Annotated in this window: 27 protein-coding genes; 9 read left to right on the top strand and 18 right to left on the bottom strand. The window is 34.5% G+C overall.

The genetic code is table 11. From position 1 onward, the window contains the following. Positions 1–546 precede the first annotated feature (546 nt). From AB8U03_RS09845 to AB8U03_RS09825, 5 genes are all read right to left on the bottom strand, one after another. Positions 547–1212 (bottom strand): GntR family transcriptional regulator, encoded by a 666-nt coding sequence (locus AB8U03_RS09845; RefSeq protein ID WP_369704378.1) that lies wholly within the window; start codon positions 1210–1212, stop codon positions 547–549. A gap of 207 nt (positions 1213–1419) precedes the next feature. Beyond that, positions 1420–2394, bottom strand: a complete 975-nt coding sequence (locus tag AB8U03_RS09840) for a D-2-hydroxyacid dehydrogenase (RefSeq protein ID WP_369704458.1) — start codon at positions 2392–2394, stop codon at positions 1420–1422. Between the two features lie 99 nt (positions 2395–2493). Next, positions 2494–3882, bottom strand: a complete 1389-nt coding sequence (locus AB8U03_RS09835; RefSeq protein WP_369704377.1) for an MFS transporter — start codon at positions 3880–3882, stop codon at positions 2494–2496. A gap of 309 nt (positions 3883–4191) precedes the next feature. Further along, on the bottom strand, positions 4192–5472 hold the full coding sequence (locus AB8U03_RS09830; protein ID WP_369704376.1) for an aminotransferase class V-fold PLP-dependent enzyme: 1281 nt from the start codon (positions 5470–5472) through the stop codon (positions 4192–4194). A 51-nt stretch (positions 5473–5523) separates the two neighbouring features. Continuing rightward, the gene (locus AB8U03_RS09825) at positions 5524–6483 is read right to left on the bottom strand and encodes an aminopeptidase (RefSeq protein WP_369704375.1); all 960 of its coding nucleotides are present in this window, start codon (positions 6481–6483) and stop codon (positions 5524–5526) included. A 360-nt stretch (positions 6484–6843) separates the two neighbouring features. On the opposite strand from AB8U03_RS09825, the gene AB8U03_RS09820 reads away from it, so the two are divergent. The 6 genes from AB8U03_RS09820 to AB8U03_RS09795 all read left to right on the top strand — a co-directional run bounded on the left by AB8U03_RS09820 (position 6844) and on the right by AB8U03_RS09795 (position 12877). After that, entirely contained in the window at positions 6844–7779 is a 936-nt protein-coding gene (locus tag AB8U03_RS09820) for a sugar-binding transcriptional regulator (protein WP_369704374.1), read from the top strand. Positions 7780–7873: 94 nt separating this feature from the next. Continuing rightward, complete coding sequence (locus AB8U03_RS09815; RefSeq protein ID WP_369704373.1) at positions 7874–8272, top strand: cytidine deaminase; 399 nt, start codon at positions 7874–7876, stop codon at positions 8270–8272. Between the two features lie 147 nt (positions 8273–8419). Beyond that, positions 8420–9064: a deoxyribose-phosphate aldolase gene (gene deoC / locus AB8U03_RS09810; RefSeq protein WP_369704372.1), complete on the top strand. Its 645-nt coding sequence runs from the start codon at positions 8420–8422 to the stop codon at positions 9062–9064. Between the two features lie 111 nt (positions 9065–9175). Continuing rightward, the gene (locus AB8U03_RS09805) at positions 9176–10357 is read left to right on the top strand and encodes a NupC/NupG family nucleoside CNT transporter (protein ID WP_369704371.1); all 1182 of its coding nucleotides are present in this window, start codon (positions 9176–9178) and stop codon (positions 10355–10357) included. Between the two features lie 21 nt (positions 10358–10378). Next, complete coding sequence (deoB, locus tag AB8U03_RS09800) at positions 10379–11560, top strand: phosphopentomutase (RefSeq protein WP_369704370.1); 1182 nt, start codon at positions 10379–10381, stop codon at positions 11558–11560. 15 nt (positions 11561–11575) lie between these two features. Next, positions 11576–12877 (top strand): pyrimidine-nucleoside phosphorylase, encoded by a 1302-nt coding sequence (locus AB8U03_RS09795; RefSeq protein WP_369704369.1) that lies wholly within the window; start codon positions 11576–11578, stop codon positions 12875–12877. Between the two features lie 254 nt (positions 12878–13131). On the opposite strand, the gene AB8U03_RS09790 is transcribed toward AB8U03_RS09795, so the two are convergent. The 8 genes from AB8U03_RS09790 to AB8U03_RS09755 form a co-directional block, all read right to left on the bottom strand. Then, positions 13132–14160 carry an Rpn family recombination-promoting nuclease/putative transposase gene (locus tag AB8U03_RS09790; protein ID WP_369704368.1) on the bottom strand — a complete coding sequence of 343 codons (1029 nt, stop codon included), beginning with the start codon at positions 14158–14160 and terminating at the stop codon, positions 13132–13134. A 335-nt stretch (positions 14161–14495) separates the two neighbouring features. Continuing rightward, positions 14496–15395, bottom strand: coding sequence for an aldo/keto reductase (locus AB8U03_RS09785; RefSeq protein ID WP_369704457.1), 900 nt, complete (start codon positions 15393–15395; stop codon positions 14496–14498). 203 nt (positions 15396–15598) lie between these two features. Next, positions 15599–15811 (bottom strand): hypothetical protein, encoded by a 213-nt coding sequence (locus AB8U03_RS09780; protein ID WP_369704367.1) that lies wholly within the window; start codon positions 15809–15811, stop codon positions 15599–15601. Positions 15812–16395: 584 nt separating this feature from the next. Next, positions 16396–16722 carry an aminopeptidase P family N-terminal domain-containing protein gene (locus tag AB8U03_RS09775; protein ID WP_369704366.1) on the bottom strand — a complete coding sequence of 109 codons (327 nt, stop codon included), beginning with the start codon at positions 16720–16722 and terminating at the stop codon, positions 16396–16398. 153 nt (positions 16723–16875) lie between these two features. Further along, complete coding sequence (pepI, locus tag AB8U03_RS09770) at positions 16876–17757, bottom strand: proline iminopeptidase (protein WP_369704365.1); 882 nt, start codon at positions 17755–17757, stop codon at positions 16876–16878. A gap of 159 nt (positions 17758–17916) precedes the next feature. After that, positions 17917–18786, bottom strand: a complete 870-nt coding sequence (locus tag AB8U03_RS09765; protein WP_369704364.1) for a radical SAM protein — start codon at positions 18784–18786, stop codon at positions 17917–17919. Beyond that, positions 18776–19006 carry a helix-turn-helix domain-containing protein gene (locus AB8U03_RS09760; RefSeq protein ID WP_369704456.1) on the bottom strand — a complete coding sequence of 77 codons (231 nt, stop codon included), beginning with the start codon at positions 19004–19006 and terminating at the stop codon, positions 18776–18778. Before AB8U03_RS09760 ends, AB8U03_RS09765 begins: the two co-directional genes overlap by 11 nt. Before the next feature lie 6 nt (positions 19007–19012). Beyond that, the gene (locus tag AB8U03_RS09755; protein ID WP_369704363.1) at positions 19013–19210 is read right to left on the bottom strand and encodes a helix-turn-helix domain-containing protein; all 198 of its coding nucleotides are present in this window, start codon (positions 19208–19210) and stop codon (positions 19013–19015) included. A gap of 261 nt (positions 19211–19471) precedes the next feature. Here AB8U03_RS09755 and AB8U03_RS09750 point away from each other — a divergent pair, with 261 nt between their 5' ends. The 3 genes from AB8U03_RS09750 (at position 19472) to AB8U03_RS09740 (ending at position 20180) form a co-directional block, all read left to right on the top strand. After that, positions 19472–19627, top strand: a complete 156-nt coding sequence (locus AB8U03_RS09750; RefSeq protein ID WP_369704362.1) for a DUF1643 domain-containing protein — start codon at positions 19472–19474, stop codon at positions 19625–19627. A 133-nt stretch (positions 19628–19760) separates the two neighbouring features. Continuing rightward, positions 19761–19895, top strand: coding sequence for a CPC_1213 family protein (locus AB8U03_RS09745; RefSeq protein WP_369704361.1), 135 nt, complete (start codon positions 19761–19763; stop codon positions 19893–19895). 126 nt (positions 19896–20021) lie between these two features. Then, on the top strand, positions 20022–20180 hold the full coding sequence (locus tag AB8U03_RS09740) for a hypothetical protein (RefSeq protein ID WP_369704360.1): 159 nt from the start codon (positions 20022–20024) through the stop codon (positions 20178–20180). 161 nt (positions 20181–20341) lie between these two features. Here the strand turns inward: AB8U03_RS09740 and AB8U03_RS09735 are convergent, their stop codons facing one another. From AB8U03_RS09735 to AB8U03_RS09715, 5 genes are all read right to left on the bottom strand, one after another. After that, positions 20342–21034, bottom strand: coding sequence for a DUF554 domain-containing protein (locus AB8U03_RS09735; protein WP_369704359.1), 693 nt, complete (start codon positions 21032–21034; stop codon positions 20342–20344). 856 nt (positions 21035–21890) lie between these two features. Beyond that, positions 21891–22307 (bottom strand): hypothetical protein, encoded by a 417-nt coding sequence (locus tag AB8U03_RS09730; protein ID WP_369704358.1) that lies wholly within the window; start codon positions 22305–22307, stop codon positions 21891–21893. A gap of 77 nt (positions 22308–22384) precedes the next feature. Then, positions 22385–22615: a hypothetical protein gene (locus tag AB8U03_RS09725; RefSeq protein WP_369704357.1), complete on the bottom strand. Its 231-nt coding sequence runs from the start codon at positions 22613–22615 to the stop codon at positions 22385–22387. Positions 22616–22650: 35 nt separating this feature from the next. After that, a complete protein-coding gene (locus AB8U03_RS09720) occupies positions 22651–23127 on the bottom strand; it encodes a hypothetical protein (protein WP_369704356.1) in 477 nt (158 codons plus the stop codon). A 164-nt stretch (positions 23128–23291) separates the two neighbouring features. Further along, positions 23292–23945: a DUF4352 domain-containing protein gene (locus AB8U03_RS09715; RefSeq protein ID WP_369704355.1), complete on the bottom strand. Its 654-nt coding sequence runs from the start codon at positions 23943–23945 to the stop codon at positions 23292–23294. Positions 23946–24050: the final 105 nt, after the last annotated feature.

The following is a 24050-nucleotide window of genomic DNA, read 5'->3' as shown; positions in this document are numbered from 1 at the left end:
AGCTGTTATACTAATTGGTGGTTAAGAAATCCCTAACTCATCCGAGCACTCCGATTCTATCTGAATATTTATCACCCTTTTTTCAATTACCTTCTATTAAGTGTTACATTATAAAAATTATTTTTCACATACACTTCCAGCAGATAAATTTAATTATTAATTGACATTTCAATAAATAACTTACTTCTAAAACTATATCTGTATATTTCACAGCATCTACAAAAGTTATTTATCTCTTTGAAACATTGTTGCAAATGAACTATTCATAATTATTTTTGTTACTTAACTCTTTTTAGTAAATTTTATTAATATATGGTTTTCTTAAATTTTTTATTCTTAAAATACTTTTTCAAGTACTCTTCTGAGTTAGGATTATAAGAAGAAAGCCTATCCTTCTTCTCAATCTTATTATATAGTAAACGTTTAAATAAGTCAACAAATTTTTTATCCTATTTACACCTCTTAAAATTACAAAAAGAGATACCTAATAATAAATAATCTTAATCAGGCATCTTTAAATAATTAATTTTGCATTTATCTTGACAATTAAATCATATAGCCGCTTGTAAGACTGATGTAACCATTTAAGATATTTTGTTCTATTTCTTCCACAAAACAATCTTTATCATTGTTTGTTATGCAATCAATGATTCTTCTATGCTCCTCCAGGCTTTTTCTAAGTCTTGTTGAATTTTTGCAGGATTCAATACCTAATAAATATGCTCTATCAAAAAGATTATCTATAATAGAAAAGAAATGTGAGTTTTCATATTTTTTCAGAATGTATTTATGAAAATCAATATCTTCTAACATAAATAGCTTTGGATCATTTTGTTCTACATCCTGGATTTGCTTTTTATAAGAATTCTCCAAATAATCAATGTCAGTTTTGTTAATATGATCAAAAACGTGTTTAGCAGCATATGTTTCAATTGCAGCCCTTAACTCGTATATTTCTCTAGCATCATTTATGGTTATAGTATTTATAATTACTCCCTGCTTAGGTACAATAGTCAGAAATTTATCATATTCAAGTCTTTGACAAGCATAGGTAACAGGAGTTCTGCTTATATTTAATTTTTTACTCATGGCAGATATACTAATTACCTCTCCTTGTTTAAGTTCACCAATTATTATTTTTTTTTTAATTATTTCATATGCAGTTTTAGTCAAACCATTTAAATTATTATTTTCAACTTTATTTGTTTCCATTTAACTAACCCTTTCCCAATGGCAAAATTAATTTTGCAATTATAATTTCATCCTCAACATATAGTAGTTTACCCGGATAATTGTAAAATAAGTCTAAAATTCAAGTTGCATGTAAGTTAAATTTCAATAATACCATGGCAAAGTTATAATATAACAATTCTAAGCTATTGTCAATATGCATTAAAACAATCATCAATAAGAATCAAGTCATTTATTCACAATATTAACGGGAGTACCTGATAAAAATTGTTTCAGATTTTCCACCGCAATATTCATAAGCCGCTCTCTGGCTTCTTTAGGAGCCCAGGAAATATGAGGGGTAATAATGCAATTTTTTGCTTTAAGCAGTGGATTGTCAACTTTTATAGGCTCTGTGGAAACTACATCTACTGCTGCTGCCCTAACTTTTCCGCTGTTTAATGCCTCAGCAAGGTCTTCCTCCACTATGAGAGGTCCTCTGGAATTATTAATTATTATTACATTATCTTTCATTTTTGATATTGAATTTTTGTTTATTATACCTCTAGTACTATCAAATAACGGGCAGTGCAGAGCAATTACATCTGATTTAGCTGTCAGTTCAGCAAATTCGACATATTTCATGGTTTCACTTTCAAGAAGCGGGTTTTTATATTTGTCATAAGCAAGTACTCTCATACCCAGAGCCTGTGCTATCCTTCCTGTTCTCTGCCCGATTCTGCCATAGCCTATTATTCCCATAGTTTTTCCAGCAAGTTCAATCAAAGGATAATTCCAGTAGCACCAGTCGGGGTTATTGGTCCAGTCACCAGCTTTGACCGAATTACTATGTTCCCCTGCATGATGGCATATTTCAAGAAGCAGTGCTATAGCCATTTGTGATACTGAATCCGTACCATATGTAGGTATATTAGTTACAACTATTCCTGCCTCTTTTGCAGCATCTACATCTACAACATTAAATCCAGTTGCCAGCACACCTATAAATTTCAAATTAGGCATTTTCTCAAGTGTATTTTTTGTAATGGGAGTTTTGTTTGTAAATACTGCTTCAGCATCTCCCACTCTCTCTATTATTAAATCTTCTTTGCTGGAATCATATGAAGTACGATCATATACCTTCAGCTCTCCCAATTTTTTCATATTGTCCCAACTAATATCTCCAGGATTTAAAGTATAACCATCCAATACAACAATTTTCATTTTCATAATCATTCCCTTCGCTTTGTTCAAGGCGCAAAACATGCTGTACCTCTTTTATTCCAGTAACAATTCATATTTTTAATTTCAGCCTTTCCATAACTAAACACAACTTTTATCCATTGCTTCCTGTCCTATTTTCTCAATTGTTTTTTGTCTTGTCTCTATACCAAAAATAAGTATAACCAATGCCACCAGGCCCAGTATCACTCCAATTGCTATGAAAACTGCAACGGATCCATACTTTGTCATAATCATTGCTACTCCATAAGGAGTAAAAATTGTTACAGCTCTTCCAATTGCATTACATACTCCCAAACCTCTGAGACGTATTTCAGTGGGCCACAATTCTGGAGCATATACAGAACAGGCAAAACAAACATACATGTAAAGAACGGAAATCAAGATGAATCCGACTATAATAATTACAGTTTCCTGTTTTTGCAATGAATAAATATATCCAAGTACAGCTATTGTAATTAAAAGAACTACTCCCATCTGCCTGCGGGGAAATTTGTCCATTATTCGTGATGCAATAAATACACCAAATGGAGCACCAAATAAAATTATTGTAGTCATAAATACAGATCTGGTAACAGTGATACCGGATTTAACAAATATTGTTGGAATCCATGTAGTAATACTATACACTGCTGTATTCATAGCAATAAGCAGGCAGCTGCCAAGTATTGTACACTTCAATAAATTACCTTTAAACAAACTTGAAAAGGGAATCTGTTTTACTTCGTCATGTAATTTTATTTCTTCCGTTTCTTCAACTTGCGGCAGTTTAATTCCTTTTTCTCTTTCAATCTGCTTCTCAACTTCTGTAAGTATTTCATCTGCTTTTTCCACATCACCACGTGATTCATACCATCGCGGCGACTCCGGAAAATCATGACGTATATACCACAATATCAATGCACAGACTCCACCAATAACAAACATTCCACGCCAGCCATATTGGGGTCCCAATGCAGACATAACAAACAAACCAATTAAAGTTGCTACAGGTGGTGCAATATTTGCTAAGAGAGATAATGTTGACGTCCATTTTCCACGAGTCTTTGCGGGCACAAATTCAGCAAATGTACCAAAACCAACAACAAGCTCCGCACCAAGACCAAACCCCATTATTCCTCTTAGGCCAATCAATACAGTCATATTGGGAGTAAACGCTGCTACTAATGTAGCCAGACCAAATATAAGAAGATTTACCTGATAAGCAAATTTTCTTCCCCAACGGTCTCCCGAAAATCCTGCAAACAAGGAACCAAAAAAAAGTCCTATCATCGTAGTAGACGTAAAAGCAGCATTTAGATAGTTGTTAGACCATCCGTTTTTTACCAGTTGAGCTAGAATTGCACCACCAGAATAATTATCAAAACCATCTATTAAAAGACCGCAGCCAATCATCCAAAAAACTTTGTAGAACCATTTTGATGTAGGTAATCTATCCATTCTCGGACCTATACTACTTTTTATACTCACAGAAATGACCTCCTAAATATATACTAATTTTTATTATTACAATCCTGTATTAATCTGGTGGTTTGAGTATGATAAATATCCATTTTATCATACTCAAACATTCACTTGAATTAAAACCATCAGATCAACTTAATGGGACAAATTTCCAAAGAAATAACCCTATTTATCAATTATCCCTATGAACAATACAGAACAATTGAAAGTATGACAATTTCTTTTTGTGAACTTTTGAGAAAACATTTACATAGAGGATTCAAGTCAAAAACTGCGTTGATTTTGCACGGCGTACAATATCGGAAATATTTAGTATTAAGCCAATTCTTTTGTAGTCTCCAAAAATGCATCAATATCTTCTATACTGTTGCAGTGCAATGGTGACACCCTGATGCATCCCTCCATACCAAAAGAATCAAGCATTCTCTTTGAGTATAGGCTTGTATTAATTCTTTCATATACAATAATGCCTCTCTTTTCATACTCTCTAACAGCCTCTGTAAATCCCAGACGTTTAATTCCCATAGCAATAATAAGATCTCTCTTTGTCATATCAGGGTAGTCAAGGTAAACATCTACACCTTTCATTTTCCTAAGGCCCTCAATTTTATCGCTGCCATTAAGCATTCTATTCATAAGCCCTCTTTCGTGCATCTTAATTCTGTTCATGCCTTCAACGAATAATTCTCTTCTATCAGTGCTATTTATAGACTTGGCACCCAGCCAGCATACATAATTTACAACTTCGGTTATAGCTATAAATTGGGATGGTGCAGGAGATCCTAACTCCCAAGTACCTTCGGGTTTTGCAAGAAGTGTATGATGAGGCAGTTTTGAAAGCCTGTCCGAAACATATGCAATACCTGATCCTCTATTGGCAAAAAACTTGTATGGGGCAAAATTCATTCCATCCACCTTAAGCTTTTCAACATCAATAACACCATGAGGAGCGTGCTGAACCGCATCAATTATGATGTAAAGGTCCGGTTTTTTTGCTCTTGCAGCCTTAATAATAGCTTCGGCATCGAAAATGGCACCAGAAATGTTGGATGCATACATAAAGCTCAAAAGACAAGTGTTACAGTCAATTTTGCTTACAATTTCATCAACATCCACACCACCTGTAACAGGGTTTGTTTTAACAGGTCTAAATTCTTTTCCAGTTTTTTTAGCATAATAAAATGCCGCATCATAAGCTGAAGGATGTTCTAGTACAGTAGATACAATGTTTGTACCCGGTACATTTTCAGCAACGGCTCCCACCATTTCAAACATAGCCTGGGAAGCTGTAAGAGTGGTAAGCAAACTTCCATCCTTTGCATTTAAAATAATTCTTATATCCTTTTCACCATCAGCTTGTACCTTTTGAAGATAACGGGCTGTAGCATGTGCTCTTTCAGGACAGTCTGGAATTGCATCAATTCTTGCTATAGATTCTACTACGCTTTTTAACCTAAATGCTCCACCAGCATTATCAAAAAATATTCTTCTGCCTTCCCTTAATGGATCTTTATCAACATGCCAAAATTTTTCCTTGACTTCCTTCTGCAATTCATCGCTAAAAAGTATTCCTTCTTGTATACTTGTATCAATCATAATAAACTTTCCTTTCATTTTTAATTTTGTAATTATTTCAACTAATAAATTTTAAACGACTTTACCTTCTTGAAGTATAGTCTTCCCATCTACTGTCAGTGTTGGATTTTTAAATACCATATCCAGATGGTAGGCACTTGGGACAACTCCTCCAAAGCCTCTGTTATCACCACATCCGAAATGAACGGTTCCACCACATCCCTCATCTTCAAGCATTCTGCCGTTCAATTCACACATTGAATTTAATCCAATACCAATTTCCCCTATGTTATATACATTGGGGTCGTTAAATTTTTTCATGATTTTCTCTAATTTTTTTGCCTGGTTTCCTCCGGATATATCCACAATCAGACCCTTTTTAATAGTCAACTTAATCTTGTCAGTAATAAGCCCAAGTTCTGGATGGGGTATACTTCCATCTATATAGACAACACCTTCTCCAGTACCTTCTACGGCACATGTAGCACATTCAATATCAGGAGGGGAAGATGATTCTCCAGGCATCAAGCTTCTGGCATATTGCGGAGTAGGAGCTCTGCCAGCGATACTGCATGTAAAATCACTGCCGCTGGCCGTAGATATATGACATACCTTCCCACCCTCTAATTTTTCAGCAACCTGTGTACAAATTTTGCCAATTGATTCGAAGTCACAATAAAGGCCTCCTTTTTTCAACATTGATACACTGTAATCCGCCATGTTAACAAACCTTGCACCAGCAGCAGCAGCATCTCTTCTTGCCTTGGAATGAAATAATGAAAATTTAGTACATCCAAATATGACATCAGCCTCAGCCATTGCTGCGGCAACAACTTTGTTAGGATCTTGTCCATGCATTGTACGCTCATCCATCAATATAAGAGACTTATTTGTGTATTCACCCATGGAATTCCACATATTATCAGCCACTTCAAAACTTGATGGATCAGTTACAATTAAGATATTCTCATCTCTTTTACAATTAGAGCAGGTAGTTAGAAGTGCATTACATGCCTCATACTTTTCATTCATCTTAATATCTCCTTTTATAATAAAGCTTATTGAATACAACTTATATTTAAGTTGTATTCAACTTGCATGCAAGTTATATTATGTTTATATATTATCATAGTAATTACCAAAAGTAAATAGACTTTATATATAATTTTTTATTTTTTGTAAATTCTTATTTTCACCCTATATAGAAAATAAAGATAATTATAATCTTTATGCAAAGTCTATCAATAACCTTTGGATCATTACAGATGTTTTATTTTTTCTTCATATTACCCCCATTGACTTTCATCTCAAATTCATCCCGTTAATTTTTGATTTGTTTGAAAAAGACTATATAATAAGATTAGGAAACTCAAAAGATAAGGAGTGAATTTTATGGACAGCGAAAAGCAGCAATTGAGTATTGAAGCAGCAAGACTGTACTATAAATCAGACTACAGCCAGCAGGAGATTGCATCCCAGCTTGGAATATCAAGACCTACGGTATCCAGACTTCTCCAATACGCCAAAGATAAAGGCTTTGTAAAAATCGATATTGTAGATCCCTTTGACGATTTGGATAAGATGTCCCATCAACTAAGGGAAAAATATGAACTGAAAGATGTTCGAGTTGTATTTTCTCCAAAAGACGACTATGAACTTATAAGGCAGTATATCGGCAAAGAGGCAGCAGAATATTTAAGTGAAATTTTAAAAAATGGAGACATACTTGGGGTGAGCTGGGGAACTACCATGTATGAAGTTGCAAAAAATCTTCAGTCTCAAAATCTCAAAGGTATTGAAGTAATTCAACTAAAAGGGGGCATTAGCTATTCAGAAGTAAATACCTATGCTTTTGAGACTATGGAACTCTTTGCTGAAGCCTTTCACACAGTACCCAGGTATTTGCCCCTGCCTGTAATTTTTGACAATGCAACTGTAAAAGAAATGGTTGAAAATGATAGAAATATCAAGAGTATTATAGAAATGGGAACATACGCCAATATAGCAATTTTCACAGTTGGTACTGTAAGAGATGAAGCATTATTATTTAGACTTGGATATCTTAATGAATCCGAGAAAAAAAGGCTGAAAAGAGAGGGTGTAGGAGATATTTGTTCAAGATTTTTCAATGAAAACGGGAAAATTTGTGATGAGGAGATAAACAACCGAACTATAGGCATATCATTGGAAAATTTAAAGAAAAAGGAAAAGTCAATTTTAGTTGCAGGAGGCTCACACAAAATCAAGGCAATCCGGGGAGCTTTAAAAGGTAAAAATGCCAATATACTTATTACAGATAAATATACCGCCAGAAAACTTTTAAAATAGGTATGTGAAATAAATTTCATATACCTATTTACAATTGTTCAAAAAAGGTTTATCATGTACTCGTAATAGATATTGAAAGGAGGATATATTTTCAATGGATTATAAAGATTTAGTGTCCAAGGCTTTTGAGGGAAGGAAAAATGCCTATGCTCCTTATTCCAAATTCAAAGTTGGTGCCGCAGTACTTGCTGAAGATGGAAAAGTTTATACGGGATGCAATATAGAAAATGCTTCATATGGTGCAACAAATTGTGCAGAAAGAACTGCCATATTCAAAGCTGTATCTCAAGGCAACAGAGCTATAAAGGCCATTGCCATTGTGGGAATAGAAAACGATTATACATACCCCTGCGGTATCTGTAGACAGGTCATATCGGAATTTGCTTCAAAGGATACAAAAATAATATTGGGGAAAAATGAAGATGAATATTTGGTTAAAACCCTTGAGGAATTGCTGCCGGGAGCTTTTACCAAAGAAGATTTAAATAAATAAATACGCAGTTATAAAAAGTGTTCTTTTGTTTTGTGACAAGCTTACAAGGAATGCTTTTAATTTGAAAAATTGTGAACAAAATTTTATCATGCAATATACAAATGTTCAAAAAATCCATATTATATTGCAACAGGAGGGAAGATTTATATGAATATTGCTAAACTCATTGATCATACGGCATTAAAGCCGGAAACAACAAAAAGTCAGATAATCAAATTGACAGAAGAAGCAAAACAGTACAATTTTGCTTCGGTTTGTGTAAATCCAACATGGGTTAAACTGGCAAGTGAAAAGTTAAAGGACAGCGAAGTCAAAGTATGTACAGTTATTGGATTTCCTCTGGGCGCCAGTACAACTGAAACAAAAGTATTTGAAACAAAAGATGCAATCAAAAATGGTGCACAGGAAATTGACATGGTCATTAATATTGGAGAATTAAAAAATAAAAATGATGCTTATGTGGAAAATGATATAAATTCCGTTGTAAAAGCTGCAAAAGGAAAGGCACTGGTAAAAGTTATTCTAGAGACTTGTCTTCTAACACGGGAAGAAAAAGTCAGGGCCTGCAGGATAGCTAAAAAAGCTGGTGCAGATTTTGTAAAAACATCAACAGGATTTTCAAAAGGCGGAGCTAAAGCAGAAGATGTCAGACTAATGCGTGATACCGTTGGAAAAGATATGGGAGTCAAGGCATCCGGCGGCATTCATACTAGACAGGAAGCTTTAGAGATGATTAAAGCAGGTGCAAGCCGTATAGGTGCAAGTGCAGGTATTGCCATTGTATCTGAATAAGTCCCTGCAAGAGTATATTCAGTTTTATATTCAATCCCTAGATGCCAATTAAAGAAGATGTAATCGGTATTTAAATGTATTCAAATTAAAAATTTCAAGGAGGTACATAAGATGAAGTACATTATCGGAATAGCTGGATTGGCTATTGTAATGGGACTTGCACTGCTTGCCAGCAGTGACAGGAAAAAAATAAAGATAAAACCACTGATAATAATGGTTGTTTTGCAGTTTATTCTTGGATTTATATTACTTAATACCGAAGCAGGCAATATTCTCATAGGTGGAGTGGCAGACGGTTTTGGAGCACTTCTCAAGTGTGCGGCGGAAGGTGTAAATTTCGTGTTTGGTGATATGGTGAATGCAGGAAAATTCACATTTTTCATAGGCGTTCTCATGCCCATTGTATTCATTTCTGCTTTAATTGGTATATTACAGTATTCTAAAATACTGCCCTTCATAATCAAGTATGTTGGACTAGCTTTAAGCAAAGTAAACGGCATGGGTAAATTGGAATCTTATAATGCAGTGGCATCGGCCATTCTTGGTCAATCAGAAGTATTTATTTCAGTAAAGAAACAACTTGGTCTATTACCTAAAAATCGTCTATATACACTCTGTGCATCAGCTATGTCCACAGTATCCGCATCTGTTGTGGGTTCTTATATGCTGCTTATAAAACCCAGATACGTTGTAACAGCACTTGTATTAAATTTATTCGGCGGATTCATTATAGCTTCAATTATAAATCCATATACTGTGAAACCGGAAGAAGATATTCTTGAAGTTGAAGAAAAGGAAAAGCAATCATTCTTTGAAATGCTTGGAGAATATATTATGGACGGATTTAAAGTTGCTATTACAGTTGCTGCAATGCTTATTGGATTCGTTTCAATAATAGCCCTGATTAATGCGATATTCAAAGGTATATGCGGTATCTCCTTCCAGGATATTCTGGGATATATTTTCTCCCCCTTTGCATTTTTCATGGGTGTTCCATTTAATGAGACAGTAAAAGCAGGAAGCATAATGGCCATAAAGCTTGTATCAAATGAGTTTGTGGCAATGACTACACTTGCCCAGGGAAATTTGGGTTTGTCTTATAGGGCAACAGCTATTGTATCTGTATTTTTGGTTTCCTTCGCAAATTTCTCGTCAATTGGAATTATAGCAGGCGCAGTCAAAAGCTTAAATGAAAAACAGGGTAATGCAGCTGCACGTTTTGGATTAAAACTATTATATGGAGCAACACTAGTAAGTGTACTTACTGCAACTATTATAGGATTAATTGTATAATGTATGTAAGGAGGGATTCTGATGAATGAATTTAAGAGAATACACATTATAGTAATGGATTCTGTGGGTATTGGCGAAGCACCGGATTCAAAAGATTTCAATGATTTTGGAGTTAATACGCTGGCACACATTGCAGAAAAGAAGGATGGTTTGAAACTCCCCAATATGGAGTCCATGGGATTATCCAACATATATGAAATCAAAGGGGTAAAAAAAGTTTCCCGCCCCAGAGCCTATTTTGGAAAAATGCAGGAATCTTCCCGCGGAAAAGATACCATGACAGGTCACTGGGAAATGATGGGTCTGTATATCGACAAACCTTTTAGAGTTTTCCCCAAGGGTTTTCCAAATGAATTGATTAAAAAAATCGAGGATTTTTCCGGAAGAAAAGTTATGGCAAACAGACCTGCCAGCGGTACGGAAATCATAAAGGAACTTGGAGAAAGGCAGCTCCAAACCGGTGAACTGATAGTATATACATCTGCAGATTCTGTACTTCAGATTGCCGCACATGAAAAAGTCATACCACTGGATGAACTGTACAGAATATGCCAGTATTGCCGGAACATAACACTTGATGAGCCCTATAAACTGGGACGGATAATTGCAAGACCCTTTGTGGGTAAAACAGCGGATACCTTCAAGAGAACTTCAAACAGGCATGATTATGCACTAAAACCTTTTGGCAAAACAGTGCTGAATTACTTGAAGGATGACCATCTGGATTCCATTGCCATTGGAAAGATTCGGGATATATTTGACGGTGAAGGAGTTACAAAAGCAATCAGGACCAAATCAAACATGGACGGCATGGATAAATTTATTTCAGTACTTGATGAAAATTTTCACGGACTCAGTTTTGCCAACTTAGTAGATTTTGATGCGTCTTATGGCCACAGACGTAATCCCATAGGATATGGAGATGCCCTGGAAGCATTCGACAAAAGACTTCCTGAGGTATTTGAAAATTTAAGAGAAGATGATTTGCTCATTATTACAGCAGATCATGGTAACGATCCAACATACGCGGGAACGGATCATACCCGGGAATATGTACCTTTACTTGTTTATTCAAAGAGATTTAAAGAAGGAAGGGATCTTGGAATCCGCAAAACTTTTTCAGATGTGGGTGCAACAGTTGCAGATAATTTTAAAGTAAAAATGCCAAAATACGGTGAAAGTTTTTTACAAAAATTAATATAAAGGTGGTATGTAAAAATGAGAATGGTGGACGTAATTGAAAAAAAACGTGAAGGCGGAGAACTAACTGCAGAAGAAATCAATTTTTTTATAGAAGGATATACAAAAGGAACTATTCCTGATTATCAGGCTAGTGCACTTGCAATGGCAATTTATTTTCGGGATATGACGGACCGGGAAAGAGCAGATCTTACCATTGCAATGGTTCACTCCGGAGAAACCATTGATCTTTCAGCAATTGACGGTGTAAAAGTTGATAAACATTCAACGGGAGGAGTAGGAGATACAACAACTCTTGTTCTTGCACCTATGGTTGCTTCCCTGGGAGTTCCTGTTGCAAAAATGTCGGGACGGGGTCTCGGACATACAGGCGGAACCATTGATAAACTCGAATCAGTAAAGGGATTCCATGTGGAGCTTACAAAAGAACAATTTATTGATTTTGTCAACCGCAGTAAAATTGCAGTTATGGGGCAGACAGGCAACTTGACTCCCGCAGATAAAAAATTATATGCTCTCCGGGATGTAACGGGAACCGTCAACTCCATTCCACTGATTGCAAGTTCAATAATGAGCAAGAAAATTGCAGCAGGAGCAGATGCAATAGTACTTGATGTGAAAACTGGTGCAGGAGCTTTTATGAAGACAGAGAAAGATTCGGAAAAGCTTGCACATGCCATGGTTAAAATAGGCAACAGCGTTGGAAGAAATACCATGGCAATAATCTCCGATATGTCCCAGCCCCTGGGATTTGCAATTGGAAATGCCCTTGAAGTAAAGGAGGCCATTGATACATTAAAAGGTGAAGGTCCTGAAGATCTCACAGAACTTGTTTTAACCCTTGGAAGCCAGATGGTGGTACTTGGCAGGAAGGCAGAGACACTGGAAGAAGCCAGAGAAAAACTGCTTGAAGCAGTAAAAAGCGGTAAAGCCCTGGAAAAATTCAAGGAATTCCTTCAGAATCAAGGCGGAGATCCATCAGTTGTGGACAATCCTGAAAAATTACCACAAGCAAAATATAAAATTTCTGTTCCTGCAAAAGAAAGCGGATACGTTTCAAACATAGTAGCGGACCAGATCGGTATGGCAGCAATGCTTTTAGGTGCGGGAAGAGCTACAAAAGAGGACAAAATCGATTTGTCTGTAGGAATAGTTCTCAACAAAAAAGTAGGTGACAAGGTAGAAAAAGGTGAATCACTTATGACCATTTATTCAAATCGTGAAGATGTAGAAGATGTAGAAAATAAGATTTATGAAAATATTTCTATTAGCAATCATGCAGAGAAACCGATTTTAATTCACAAGATTATAACAGAATAACGTCATTCTTAGGTTCAGATGGAGTTTGATTATTTTGTAAAAACAAAGGCCATTCATCAGATCAGAGTGGTCTTATTTTTCGCTAATAACCCGGAAGGAACAAACAGTCCTATAATGATTACACCTGCAGTTTTGGTTGTTCCAGCAGTAAGCAGATTATATTCACAAGTTATAATCATTTCCCATTTTTTGTATTGGGGTCAGACCCCATATTAAAAAATAGGATCTGCCCTGCAAAGACAAATCCATTATTCTTAATTCAATTTTCTTTGTCTCAATTTTTCTTTAAATTCTTCAATGGAATTACTCTTAACTGCATCCTCAAATACAGAGTTCAAAGTATTTTCATCCTCTATCTTTTCTATTTTACTCATATAGGAAGTATCTGAAAACTTAATACCCAATAATTTTTTCAATCCCTGAAGTAATCCATCTTTTCTGCCTTCCTTTCTGCCTTCTTCCAAGCCTGTTTTTCTACCCTCTCTTATAATATTGTCTATAGTCTTACCTAAATTAGATACCATAGAATCCACCTCCCCTTGACTGGATTTTTCCAATATTTGTTCTACCTTTATTTTAGATTCCCTGTCCAACCTGGGTTTCATTATACCCTTCAACCAGATTTTAAGTATGTCAAATTGCTCAGGGGTTATCTTTTTAAGGACATATGCCATCAGTCTAAGCCTCTTCATCAGATCCTCTTTACTTATTTCCTTGTCCAGCAGAAATACCGTAGATACCATGTTGGCCATACTCTCCAGCTGGTTTTCATCATATCTGTAAATATCAAACAATATATATCTGAAATCTATCATGTTTTCACCAAACAACTCACTGCCGCTTAATACATCTCTAAAATTTCTATAAGCAGTCCATTTATTTTTACCGTTGTAAAGCACCATGGGAACAACTGCCGGGAGTTTGAAATCCTTTCTGCGCCTGTCATATTTTGAAGTATTCTTCAGTATCTCTCTCCATATCTCTACTATATAAAACAGCAGCCTCATGGGCATCCTGTAATCCACACTGGATTGGAATTCAAGAAGGATGTAAAATATCACTTCCTGCCCTTTTATATTTACCTTGTATACAATATCCGATTCTTCTTCACTGAAATCTTCAAGTATATAAGATTTATCTACAAGCATTAGATCTTCACTTTTTATCAGGTTAACCCAATCCTTTTTGACAAATCCCCGTAATAGCTCCAGAAATGTTTCCTTGTGGGAAAATATATACTTGTAGCCTACATCGTGTTCATGATGAACTCTATCTCCCGGCATATCATCTTCCTCCTAATACTATATTACTGTATTATTAGGATTTACCAGAACATAAGTTCCTATTCATTTAAACACATATTCATTATCTTCATTTTATCAAAATAATTTATAATAATCCACACTGTGGATAAAAATATTTTGTTCATGATTTTCGGAAGGTGATTTACAGCAGGACTTTTGAATATTGCGGATAAAATAATTGCCGCCCGGGGAAATGGAGGTAACCTGTATAATAAATACCACCGGGTTTTATCCCTTTTGAAAAACTATAAATTTGTACTGCCTTGAAATCATGCCTGCACAATTTCTATTTTTTGTATGGAAGTCAGACCCTGTTACAATATCTCAAGGCTCATCTTTCTGTCCGGCTCTGGAAATACCTTGTCAAGTTTATCCAGATCAGCTTTTGACAGGACAATAGATCCTGATTCTGCATTTTCTATCACATGCTCTTCCCGAGAAGCCTTGGGGACTGCTATTACATCATCTTCTCTTATAACCCAGGCCAGAAGTATCTGCAGAGGCTTCACACCATATTTCAGTGCTATTTCATTTACCACTTTATCTTTAAGAAGCTGTTCTTTTAATCTGCCGCCTTTTGCCAGGGGGCAATAGGCCATTACAGGCATATGATGCCTTCTCTGCCATGGCAGCAAATCAAACTCAATACCACGTGAACCAAGATGATACAGTACCTGATTGACCATACAATTTTCGCCGCTTCTACAGCTCATGAGTTCTTCCATATCGGTTGTATCAAGATTTGACACACCCCATCTTAAAATCTTCCCCTGTTTTTTGAGTTTTTCCATACACTCTATGGTTTCTTCAAAAGGTATGTTTCCTCTCCAATGAAGCAGATACATATCCAAATGATCCGTACCCAGTCTTCTTAAACTATTTTCACAGGCAGTAAATATATTTTTAAATCCTGCATTATGAGGATATACTTTTGACACCAGAAATATACTATCCCTGATTCCACTTATTGCTTCGCCCACCAGACGCTCGGAGCCACCGTCACCATACATCTCGGCAGTATCCACAAGAGTCATTCCAAGTTCTATTCCAAGCTTAAGAGTCCTTATTTCACGTTCCCTGCTTGAGGCATTTTCTCCCAGATACCAGGTTCCCTGTCCCAGTGCAGGTACAAAAGTGCCATCAGGCAATTTTACTTTTCGTCTTTCATTTCCACTCCTGATTTTTTCTATTTGTCTTTCACTTATCAAATTCAAAATACCACTTCTTTCTTGTAAACTATCCTTCACCTGGAAGAAAACACTGCCATCGCTCCAGAATTGATGAAAATACTTGATTTCAGGATCCTTAAGCAGGTAAAAATAATCCTATATAAAATTCACCAATTTTATTTATTTTACTTTCTATAATAGTTAAATTGGTACCCTGGTTAACAATTGTAACAGCTTTGCTTCTCAAGCTATAAATAATTTCCATTTTTTGTATTGGGGTCAGACCCCATATTTAAAAAATAATTTTCTCTATTGAAACCAAGATAAGATGCCATTATTATAATTTTTGACCACTCTCCCCTTTGATATGCAATAACTATATCAAGTATTTTGCTGTAATAATTTTTTTCTCTACCCATTAAGGCATATTTTATATCCTGTGGGATCATCAGTTCATCCAATATCTCATATAGAGGTTTTTATAAAATCACATCCATAAGTGATATGATCCCTGTTAGGTATGCATTAATTGGAAAAAATATTTTGAAGAATTTATCAACTTTAATATCTCAATTTATCACTTTTTTTCTTTCATATTCCTTAATTATAAGGAAATCAACTTTTATAATATCTGCTATTTTAACAAGTTCAACATATTTATCATCAAATATGAAATCATCCAGTGCAATTGTGAATCCGCTTTTTTAAAAATTTTGCAGGAATTAATAATTTCTTGTGTAGGAATTATATTTTCCAGAATTTCTATTTTTAAAATAACTAATCACCCATAATTGAAATTATATTCCTATTTATTTATATTTTATCACATGGAACTAGATATTAGATATTTAAGTATGTTTTAATAGGGAAAACTTGAAGCTATTTCTCTTCTAAGTGTTAATAACGGCTGATATACCTTTTTCAAATTTATTCTCCATAATTATTTTCGTATCATAAAATCCTATTACTTTAATACATCTCCGTACCACAAAACTTTACTACTTATATGACCTATATATAATATTCAAAGATATATCATATACAGTTACAATTCTAACCTTCTACAAACATGATAATTTGCACCTGCTTCTTTCATCACATCCCTTACTCTGCGCAGCTTGGACATTGTACTTTCACCAGAATACTTTTCTTCAAGAAGGAAAACAGGTTCATTTGCCAACTCAGGACGATTTTCCCACACTCCGTTAATAAGATCATGATTGTACTCAACCGTCACATTCTTATCAGCAAGCCGTTGAACCAGCTCTTCTCCTTCCTGCATGGTAATGACACGTCCATCAAACCCCAGTTTCCCATTATGGGGAATTTTCGTTTCCAAATATTCCGTATAGCAGGTACCCCTGTTGCCCATTTTAAATAACTTGATTCCGCTGTCTTTAAGCTGGTACTCAGCCTAAATGAATTAATCTGCTATAAAATTATTTAACCTAGCAGCAAAAGCCAGAAAAATTTTTGCTGCTAAGCTATTTTATTATAATAATAGTTATCTAACTGCGGCAGAAGATTAATCCTTTTTATTCATCCATTTATTAAGCACTTTTATATATTTCTCATTTTCTTCTACAAAGGGCATATGGCGGCTGAATTCAAATAATTGCCACTCTGAATTTGGAATCTTGTCATACATTGTCTTGGCAATAAGCGGTGAGCAAAGATCAATCAGACCACTGGTAATTAAGCAGGGTTCCTGAATATCTCCAATCTGTTCCATAAAATCAAAATTTTTTAATGTGCCAGATGGAGTGAATTCATTTTGACCCCATGCAGTTGTATAAGCCTCTGTTCCAACAATCTTTGGACGTGTTAAACATTCCGGCGATTCTGGTCCTGCTGGATCTGCACAGTAACGGTGCATGAATTCTGTTTCTGCCTTCTTATACTCTTTTGACGAATAGTCATCAGTTTTTTCTGCTTTTGAAATGGCATCCTGCATTTCCTGAGGAAGGTATGCAACTCTTCTGCGCTGTTCTTTTTCCCATATTGCAGCAGATGGTAAAGTACTGGATAAAATATAACTTTTGATTCCCTGGGGCTTGTATTCACAAGCATATTGAATTGCCTGCATTCCCCCCCAGGATTGCCCTAATAGATGAATTTCGCCTAAGCCTAAGTATTTACGCAGCTGGATTAATTCTTCAATCCATGTCTTTGCACACCATAGGTCAGGACGGGAAGGTGTTGCAGATAATCCACATCCCAATTGGTCATACATAATAACTGCTCGCCCATCTTCTGCAACTTTATCAAGTACCTCGAAGTAATTATGGGTAGAGCCTGGTCCACCGTGCAGCAAAAGCAATGGCTTTTTATTTCCTGTACATTCACCTGCTATACGATAATAAGTCTTATATTCTAAATAGGGCATATAACCTTCAGTAATTTTCATAAATATAATCTCCTCTTTTCTATTTACATTCAGAAACGACAATTATATCCTTTGTATATTCATTCAATACTTCGCAGCCATTTTCAGTTGTAATGACAAGGTCTTCAATACGAATACCTATTAGAAAGGATATACGCAGACAAACAAATAAATTCTTAACTACAGCAGCCTGAATTCCTCAGGTTTATATCCCTGATCCCCTTTTAGAACTCCGTCAATTTTATCAATCAATTTCTGTTTGTCTTGAGAAAGAGTCCCACCTAAAGCTACATAATTGGAAGCATGGTTGCTTCTAAAAATACAATTGCTTATATCAATATTCTTAATAAGTTGCCTGGTTTCAAGCATAATCTCTCTGGGATTTAAAAGTTCAAATTTTCCACTTCTCACGTCTCTGCACAGTTCTGTCCCATCCTCAACCATAAGAGTCAGCAGGCCAACATAATCAGGCTGCATGGAATTTATAACTCTTGCTGATTCCACTGCGTTTTCCTTCCAATACTTCTTTCCGCCTATCCCGGAAATAAATGTAGCTGAAAGTTTTATGCCGCTGTTTTTAATCTTTTTACCTGCCTCTATTATCTGCCTGGAACTGGCTCCTTTTTTTATTTTCCTTAATATTTCATCACCTCCGCTTTCCACACCCATATATATCATTTTAAGTCCCAAGTCTTTTAACTTCTTCATTTCATACTGGGATTTTGCCAATACATCCCCTGGAGCAGCATAGGATGAAACCCTGTTACATTCCGGAAAAAGCAATTTTATCTTAAGCAATATATCTCTTAAATTTTTCATTGGAAGTACAAGTGCATCTCCGTCAGCTAAAAATATTCTATTTATATGTCCATATATTTCTCTTGCCTCTTCCAAATCCCTGTATATTTCCTCCATATTTCTTATTCTAAACTTCTTCCCTTTGTACATATCACAAAAGGTACACTTATTGTGTGCACAACCTATAGTAACTTGAATTATAAAACTTCCGGCCTCACTAGGAGGTCTATATACAATACCTTCATATTCCATGGTAGCTCCCTCCTGCCTTTAACAGACGATTCTCAGCGCTAAGTTTTTCCAACTCTGACATTTCATCTTCAGGCTTAGTACGACCTCTACGGTCAAGCAGTCCTTTAACTCCATCTGCCTCATATTTTTTAAGCCAAGTATAAACCTGCTGGTATGATACTTGATATTTTTCAGCTGTTTCAACATATTTATTTTCATGTTGAATACAGTATTGAACTATTTCAATTCATTCCTCATAAGTGGTTTTTCGTCCTTTAGTCATGATAGGTGCTCCTCTTGTTCCAGAAGTTTTAAACTCCTCATTACTATTATACTGATTAATCCACTTTTGTAATTTACTTTTTGAACGAATACCATATTTCATACAAATATCATCTTGTGAACCCATTCCAGCAAGATAGTCTTTTACTGCAGAAAGCTTCAAATCAGATGAATATCACCGGATGCAATATCAATATATTCAAGATTGTCTTCTTTTGACCTGTCTAAAATTTGTTTAATAAAGTCTTTGATTTGAGCAATCGTTAAAAGGAATATCATTAATGTCAGCCCAGTTTAAACGGGGCATCTTATTAAAAATCTGATGAACTAAAAAGCAATTATTATCTGATAATACGCCACTTTCCTTTTCCAATAGAACCTTAAAAAATGTATCTCTTTTGCAAGGCGCTGAGATTTCGGATCATTGGAAATAGTAAATCTCTTTGCATACAGATCCACTGATGCAAAATGCCTGAAAAATATTTTAGACCCTGTGGGCAGGGAAAATGGCCATTATATTTTAAAAGCTGTAAAAAATGCGGATAAAATAATTGCCGCCCGGGGAAGCGGAGTAAAATGATCTGGATTACTCACCTTTTCCCTTTTTTTTAAAATAGTATACAATAAAGGAATTTATATTATTCTTAACCATTTATACTTCAGCATAAAAACAACACCTGAGGAAAACCTATATTAGGAAAGGAGGTATATTTATGCATAATAAAACAAAGCACAACAACAATAAAAAAGAAGATGGTAAATTTAAGAAGAAAAATATAAATCATGACCCTCAGGCTGAAAGCTCGAGAGCAAAATTCGGCTCTCCATCAGAAAAACATCTGGATTAGCTTTTAATAGCTGATATTTTGCAATAGAATCTATATAAAAAACAAATTACAAGTTTATCCAATAATTTGAGTCCATAAAAAGTAAATTAAAAATAATAAGAAGAAACCGTTAAAGGAGGGACAAGTATGGAATGGCATAAAAATAAAGGATTACATGAAAAGGCCATGGAAAAAGCCAAAGATCTGCTGGATAAGGGCATAGGCATGGGAGAGATAAAAGAAATTACAGGACTTGATGAACATGATATCACTAAAGCCAGAAATAAGATGGAAGGCAAAATGTAGTGAAACCAACTGTAAAAAATCAAAATTAAGTCAATATTTGTATGATAAGTATACATTCCAGCTATTGAAAAGTATCTGGGTTTGCACAGTCCAAAACCAGATACTTTGTTTTCCTATTTTCTGTCAGGTGGTGAGCCCCCTACAACGCAGAATTTAATATTTCACATTAGCGTTACTATCCAGCATAAAACCGGAGTCACAATAATTGCAGGTAAATAATTTGCCACCTTAATTTTAGCAACACCAATTATATTTAATCCAAGTGCTATAATCATCAGAGAGCCTGTACAAGTAATTTCTCCAATAGCTGAATTAGTTAGAACCGGCTGTAAAAACTGTGCCAGAAAAACAATGGCACCCTGAAATAAGAAAACAAAAGAAGCAGAAAATAATACACCTATACCAAGGCTTACAGAAAGTATTACAGACGATATCAAATCAAGTACGGATTTTGTAAAAAGCATTGTATTATCTCCAGTAAGGCCTGCATTTAATGAACCCACAATAGTCATTGCACCTATACAAAATAGAAGGCTGGCTGTAACAAAGCCTTCGGCAACTGAAACAGCATTGTCAGAAGATTTTTTGAAGTGTTCCTCAATATACTCCCCCATGGCATTTATTCTCTTGTCAATATCAATCCATGTTCCTATGACAGTACCTATAACAATGGAGATTATAAGTATCAGAGTATTCTTACCCTTTAATGTTCCCGATATTCCAATATAAATAGTACATAAGCCTATTCCAATCATAACCGAATCGGTAATTTTCTTAGGGATTCCCTTTTTAAACAATAGTCCTATAATGCTGCCTGCTATAACAGCCATGGTATTAACAATTACACCTATCATTTTGTATCCTCCTGGATATCACATTTACATAATGACCAGTATTACAACATATATATTGCAATGATTCTGCATCCATCCTGGGTTTCATTATACTTTTCAGCCAGACTTTCAATATGTCAAACTGCTCAGAAATTATTTTATTAAGAACATATACCTTAAATATAAACCTTTTTATTAAATCTTCCGTCCATATCTAAGATATCATTAAGTTTAAGCTTTATATCTTCATTTTATCAAAACATATTAAAATAATCCACACTGTGGATAAAAATATGTTGTTCATTATTCTCACAGGGTGATTTACAGCAGGATTTTTGAATATTATTGAAGAATAAATACTTATTGATAAAAATTTGAAATGGAGATGCTGCCCATATGAAAAAATATGCTTTCATAGATACCACAGAAAAATACAGATATACCCTATTTATTATTTTAAATCATATTTTATAAAAAATAAAGCCTAGAATAACTTTTAAACTATCCTAGGTTTAAATTATTTCTGTACTGCAATTCCAGCTGTATTTTGTATAGTAGAAATTTTTTGTTGCAATGCAGTGTTTTCAGATTTTTATTTTTACATGCGTTCTACATGTCTTAAATTCATCATCTCCTATTAATCCATTAGGATATTAAAACCGCCACTTATTTCTATAACCAGGCAAACAAACTTAAAACCAGAGTTTCCCAGAAATAGCAGTAAATTGCCGATGAATAAACAATTAATAATTGAAACTCCAGATACTTTATGCCCTATAATATGCATTTAGGGATTTTAGTATTTGGAGTTTGTACTTAATCATATATACAAAACAATCTAGAGCATAATTTATCCTTACGATTAAAGTAGTGCTTATTATAATTTATTTCCAAAAAATGTAATGGGGTCTGACCCTGTTACACTAATTTCCTTAATTTCATTAATAAGCCAATCGTGTCTGTCTATTATTGATTGTACATTCCAGAATTTTTGATATTTATCTAAATTATAGTCATCTACAATTTTTTGGGTTATTCTAAAACTCGTAATTCCTTCAGAATTGCTGTCATTCTGCTTATATTCCACCAATAAAAGAATGGGCTTAATCCAATTTTCAAAGTAAACTTCCCCATTCAGCTTTTCCATGGCAATTCCTATTATATTATCTTTTTTCAACTTCTCATTTATGATTTTTTCAATGTTTTCAATGCTTTCTTTATTTTTTATTGCAGCTATAATATTAAAACAGGTCTGCTTGATGCCGTTAAGAGTTTTTCCTGCTATTAAACACAAATAATAAAATCATCTCAATACTATTTTCAACCTATCCATTCCAGCATATTTCTCATGCTGGGCTGTAATGAGTGATGTCAGGCAATAAATACTCCATGATATATACCAAAAACTATTTGTGACCTTATCTGAAGATTCATATATATTTTTATACTCATTGACAAATTTTTTAAAATCGGCCAATACCTTGTTGGAATCTTTATTTTAAACTGCCTTTTTAATTCTTCAACCAAAGAATGTTTGGGATTACTTGCCAATAAATAATATTGATAGTAGGTAAACATATCAGCTAAATTTACATTGTCCATATCGGAAATCCATTATTCTATGACTCTCCAATCATTCATAAAGCTTCTATTGCCTTTTTTACTTCATCCCAAAGATCGCTTTTGTATTTACCTCGCAGGGTGGCTATATACTGTCCTCCAGACAATCTCCACCACATTCCTGACTGTTTCATTCTTTTTTGTATTACAGTTTTATTTCCACTTTCAATATAATATTTATTGTCTTTAAAATATTTATAGTCTATCCTTTTAATATTATTATTTATATACAAAGGTAGATTTACTGTGCCTTCAGGCTGATTTATTAAAGTATGTTTTTCTATAAAGTTAGCAGCTTTTGTCACCTCACCTCTAGTAACAAAACCAAGAAGCTTATTCACCCAAGCTTTTCTTATTACCTCATTTTCAGGATAAATTGCTTTTGCATATTCATGTACATTCTCGCTAAAATGATAAAAATCTAATATTTGTACTGCATCCGGGAAAAGTTCCTCACACAATAATAAAGGAATTCTACATTTTTCAACTATCAATAACCACCAATATATTTTTATTCAATACTAAATCAAAGTTACCTATAAAAAATCTGGCAGCTTCCATATTTCAAGCCACCGGAAAAGATATTCATACTGAGTTACTTACTTCTTAAAGTAACTGTTATTTTCCTTTTCATCCTAAATCACAGTTAGTATCATATTTAACTAATTTTAAATTGTATTTTAATTTTATCGCTGAAAATATTATCTTGATACTGCAATAACATTCCTTTATCACCTATTGGTTCTTCAAAAATTACTGTACCTTCTACTTCACCACCTGGTGCTAATTCTCCTGACTTTAAGGCAGTATCTTGATCAACTGTAGAAAGCGTACCATCTTCAATTTGTCCTTTGCTATTTTGAATCTTAAAGTAAAATGGATTATATGATATTTTATCTTTAGAACCATTTTTTATCTTAACAGTGGCTATAACAAATTCCTTTCCTTCTTTAGGTTTATCATATTCTGAGCCATTGGACTTGTCCACTTTCGTTACTGTCATTTGAATTCCTTTATAATTTGCTGTTTCCCCAACATTATAAAAATCTTTTAATTCATCTTTCTTTGGTTCATCCTGTTTCTTTTGAGATACCTCTTTTGTACTGGTTTTAACCGATGTATCCTTTTTATCTTTTCCATCGCTTAATGCCGATCCAATTCCACCTATTAATATAATTGCTATTATAAAAGTTATTATTTTATGTTTCATGAAAAAGTTTCTTTGATCCTTGCCACAATGTGGACATTTTTTTACCCCTTTTGCGATATCGGCACCACAAGCTTTACACTTAGTCATTTTATTATTATCCAATATAATCCCACCTTTTATTTGTGAATATTTTATTATATTGTAACAATTTGTTCACATTTTGTCTATTGTAAAAACATTTACAACAAGTGAAAATAAAACCTAAAA

It is taken from the genome of Clostridium moutaii (genome assembly GCF_041205085.1).
Lineage (GTDB): Bacteria > Bacillota > Clostridia > Clostridiales > Clostridiaceae > Clostridium_B > Clostridium_B moutaii.
Note: the sequence above shows the minus strand (reverse complement) of the source record. Positions and strands in the feature narration are given on the sequence as shown.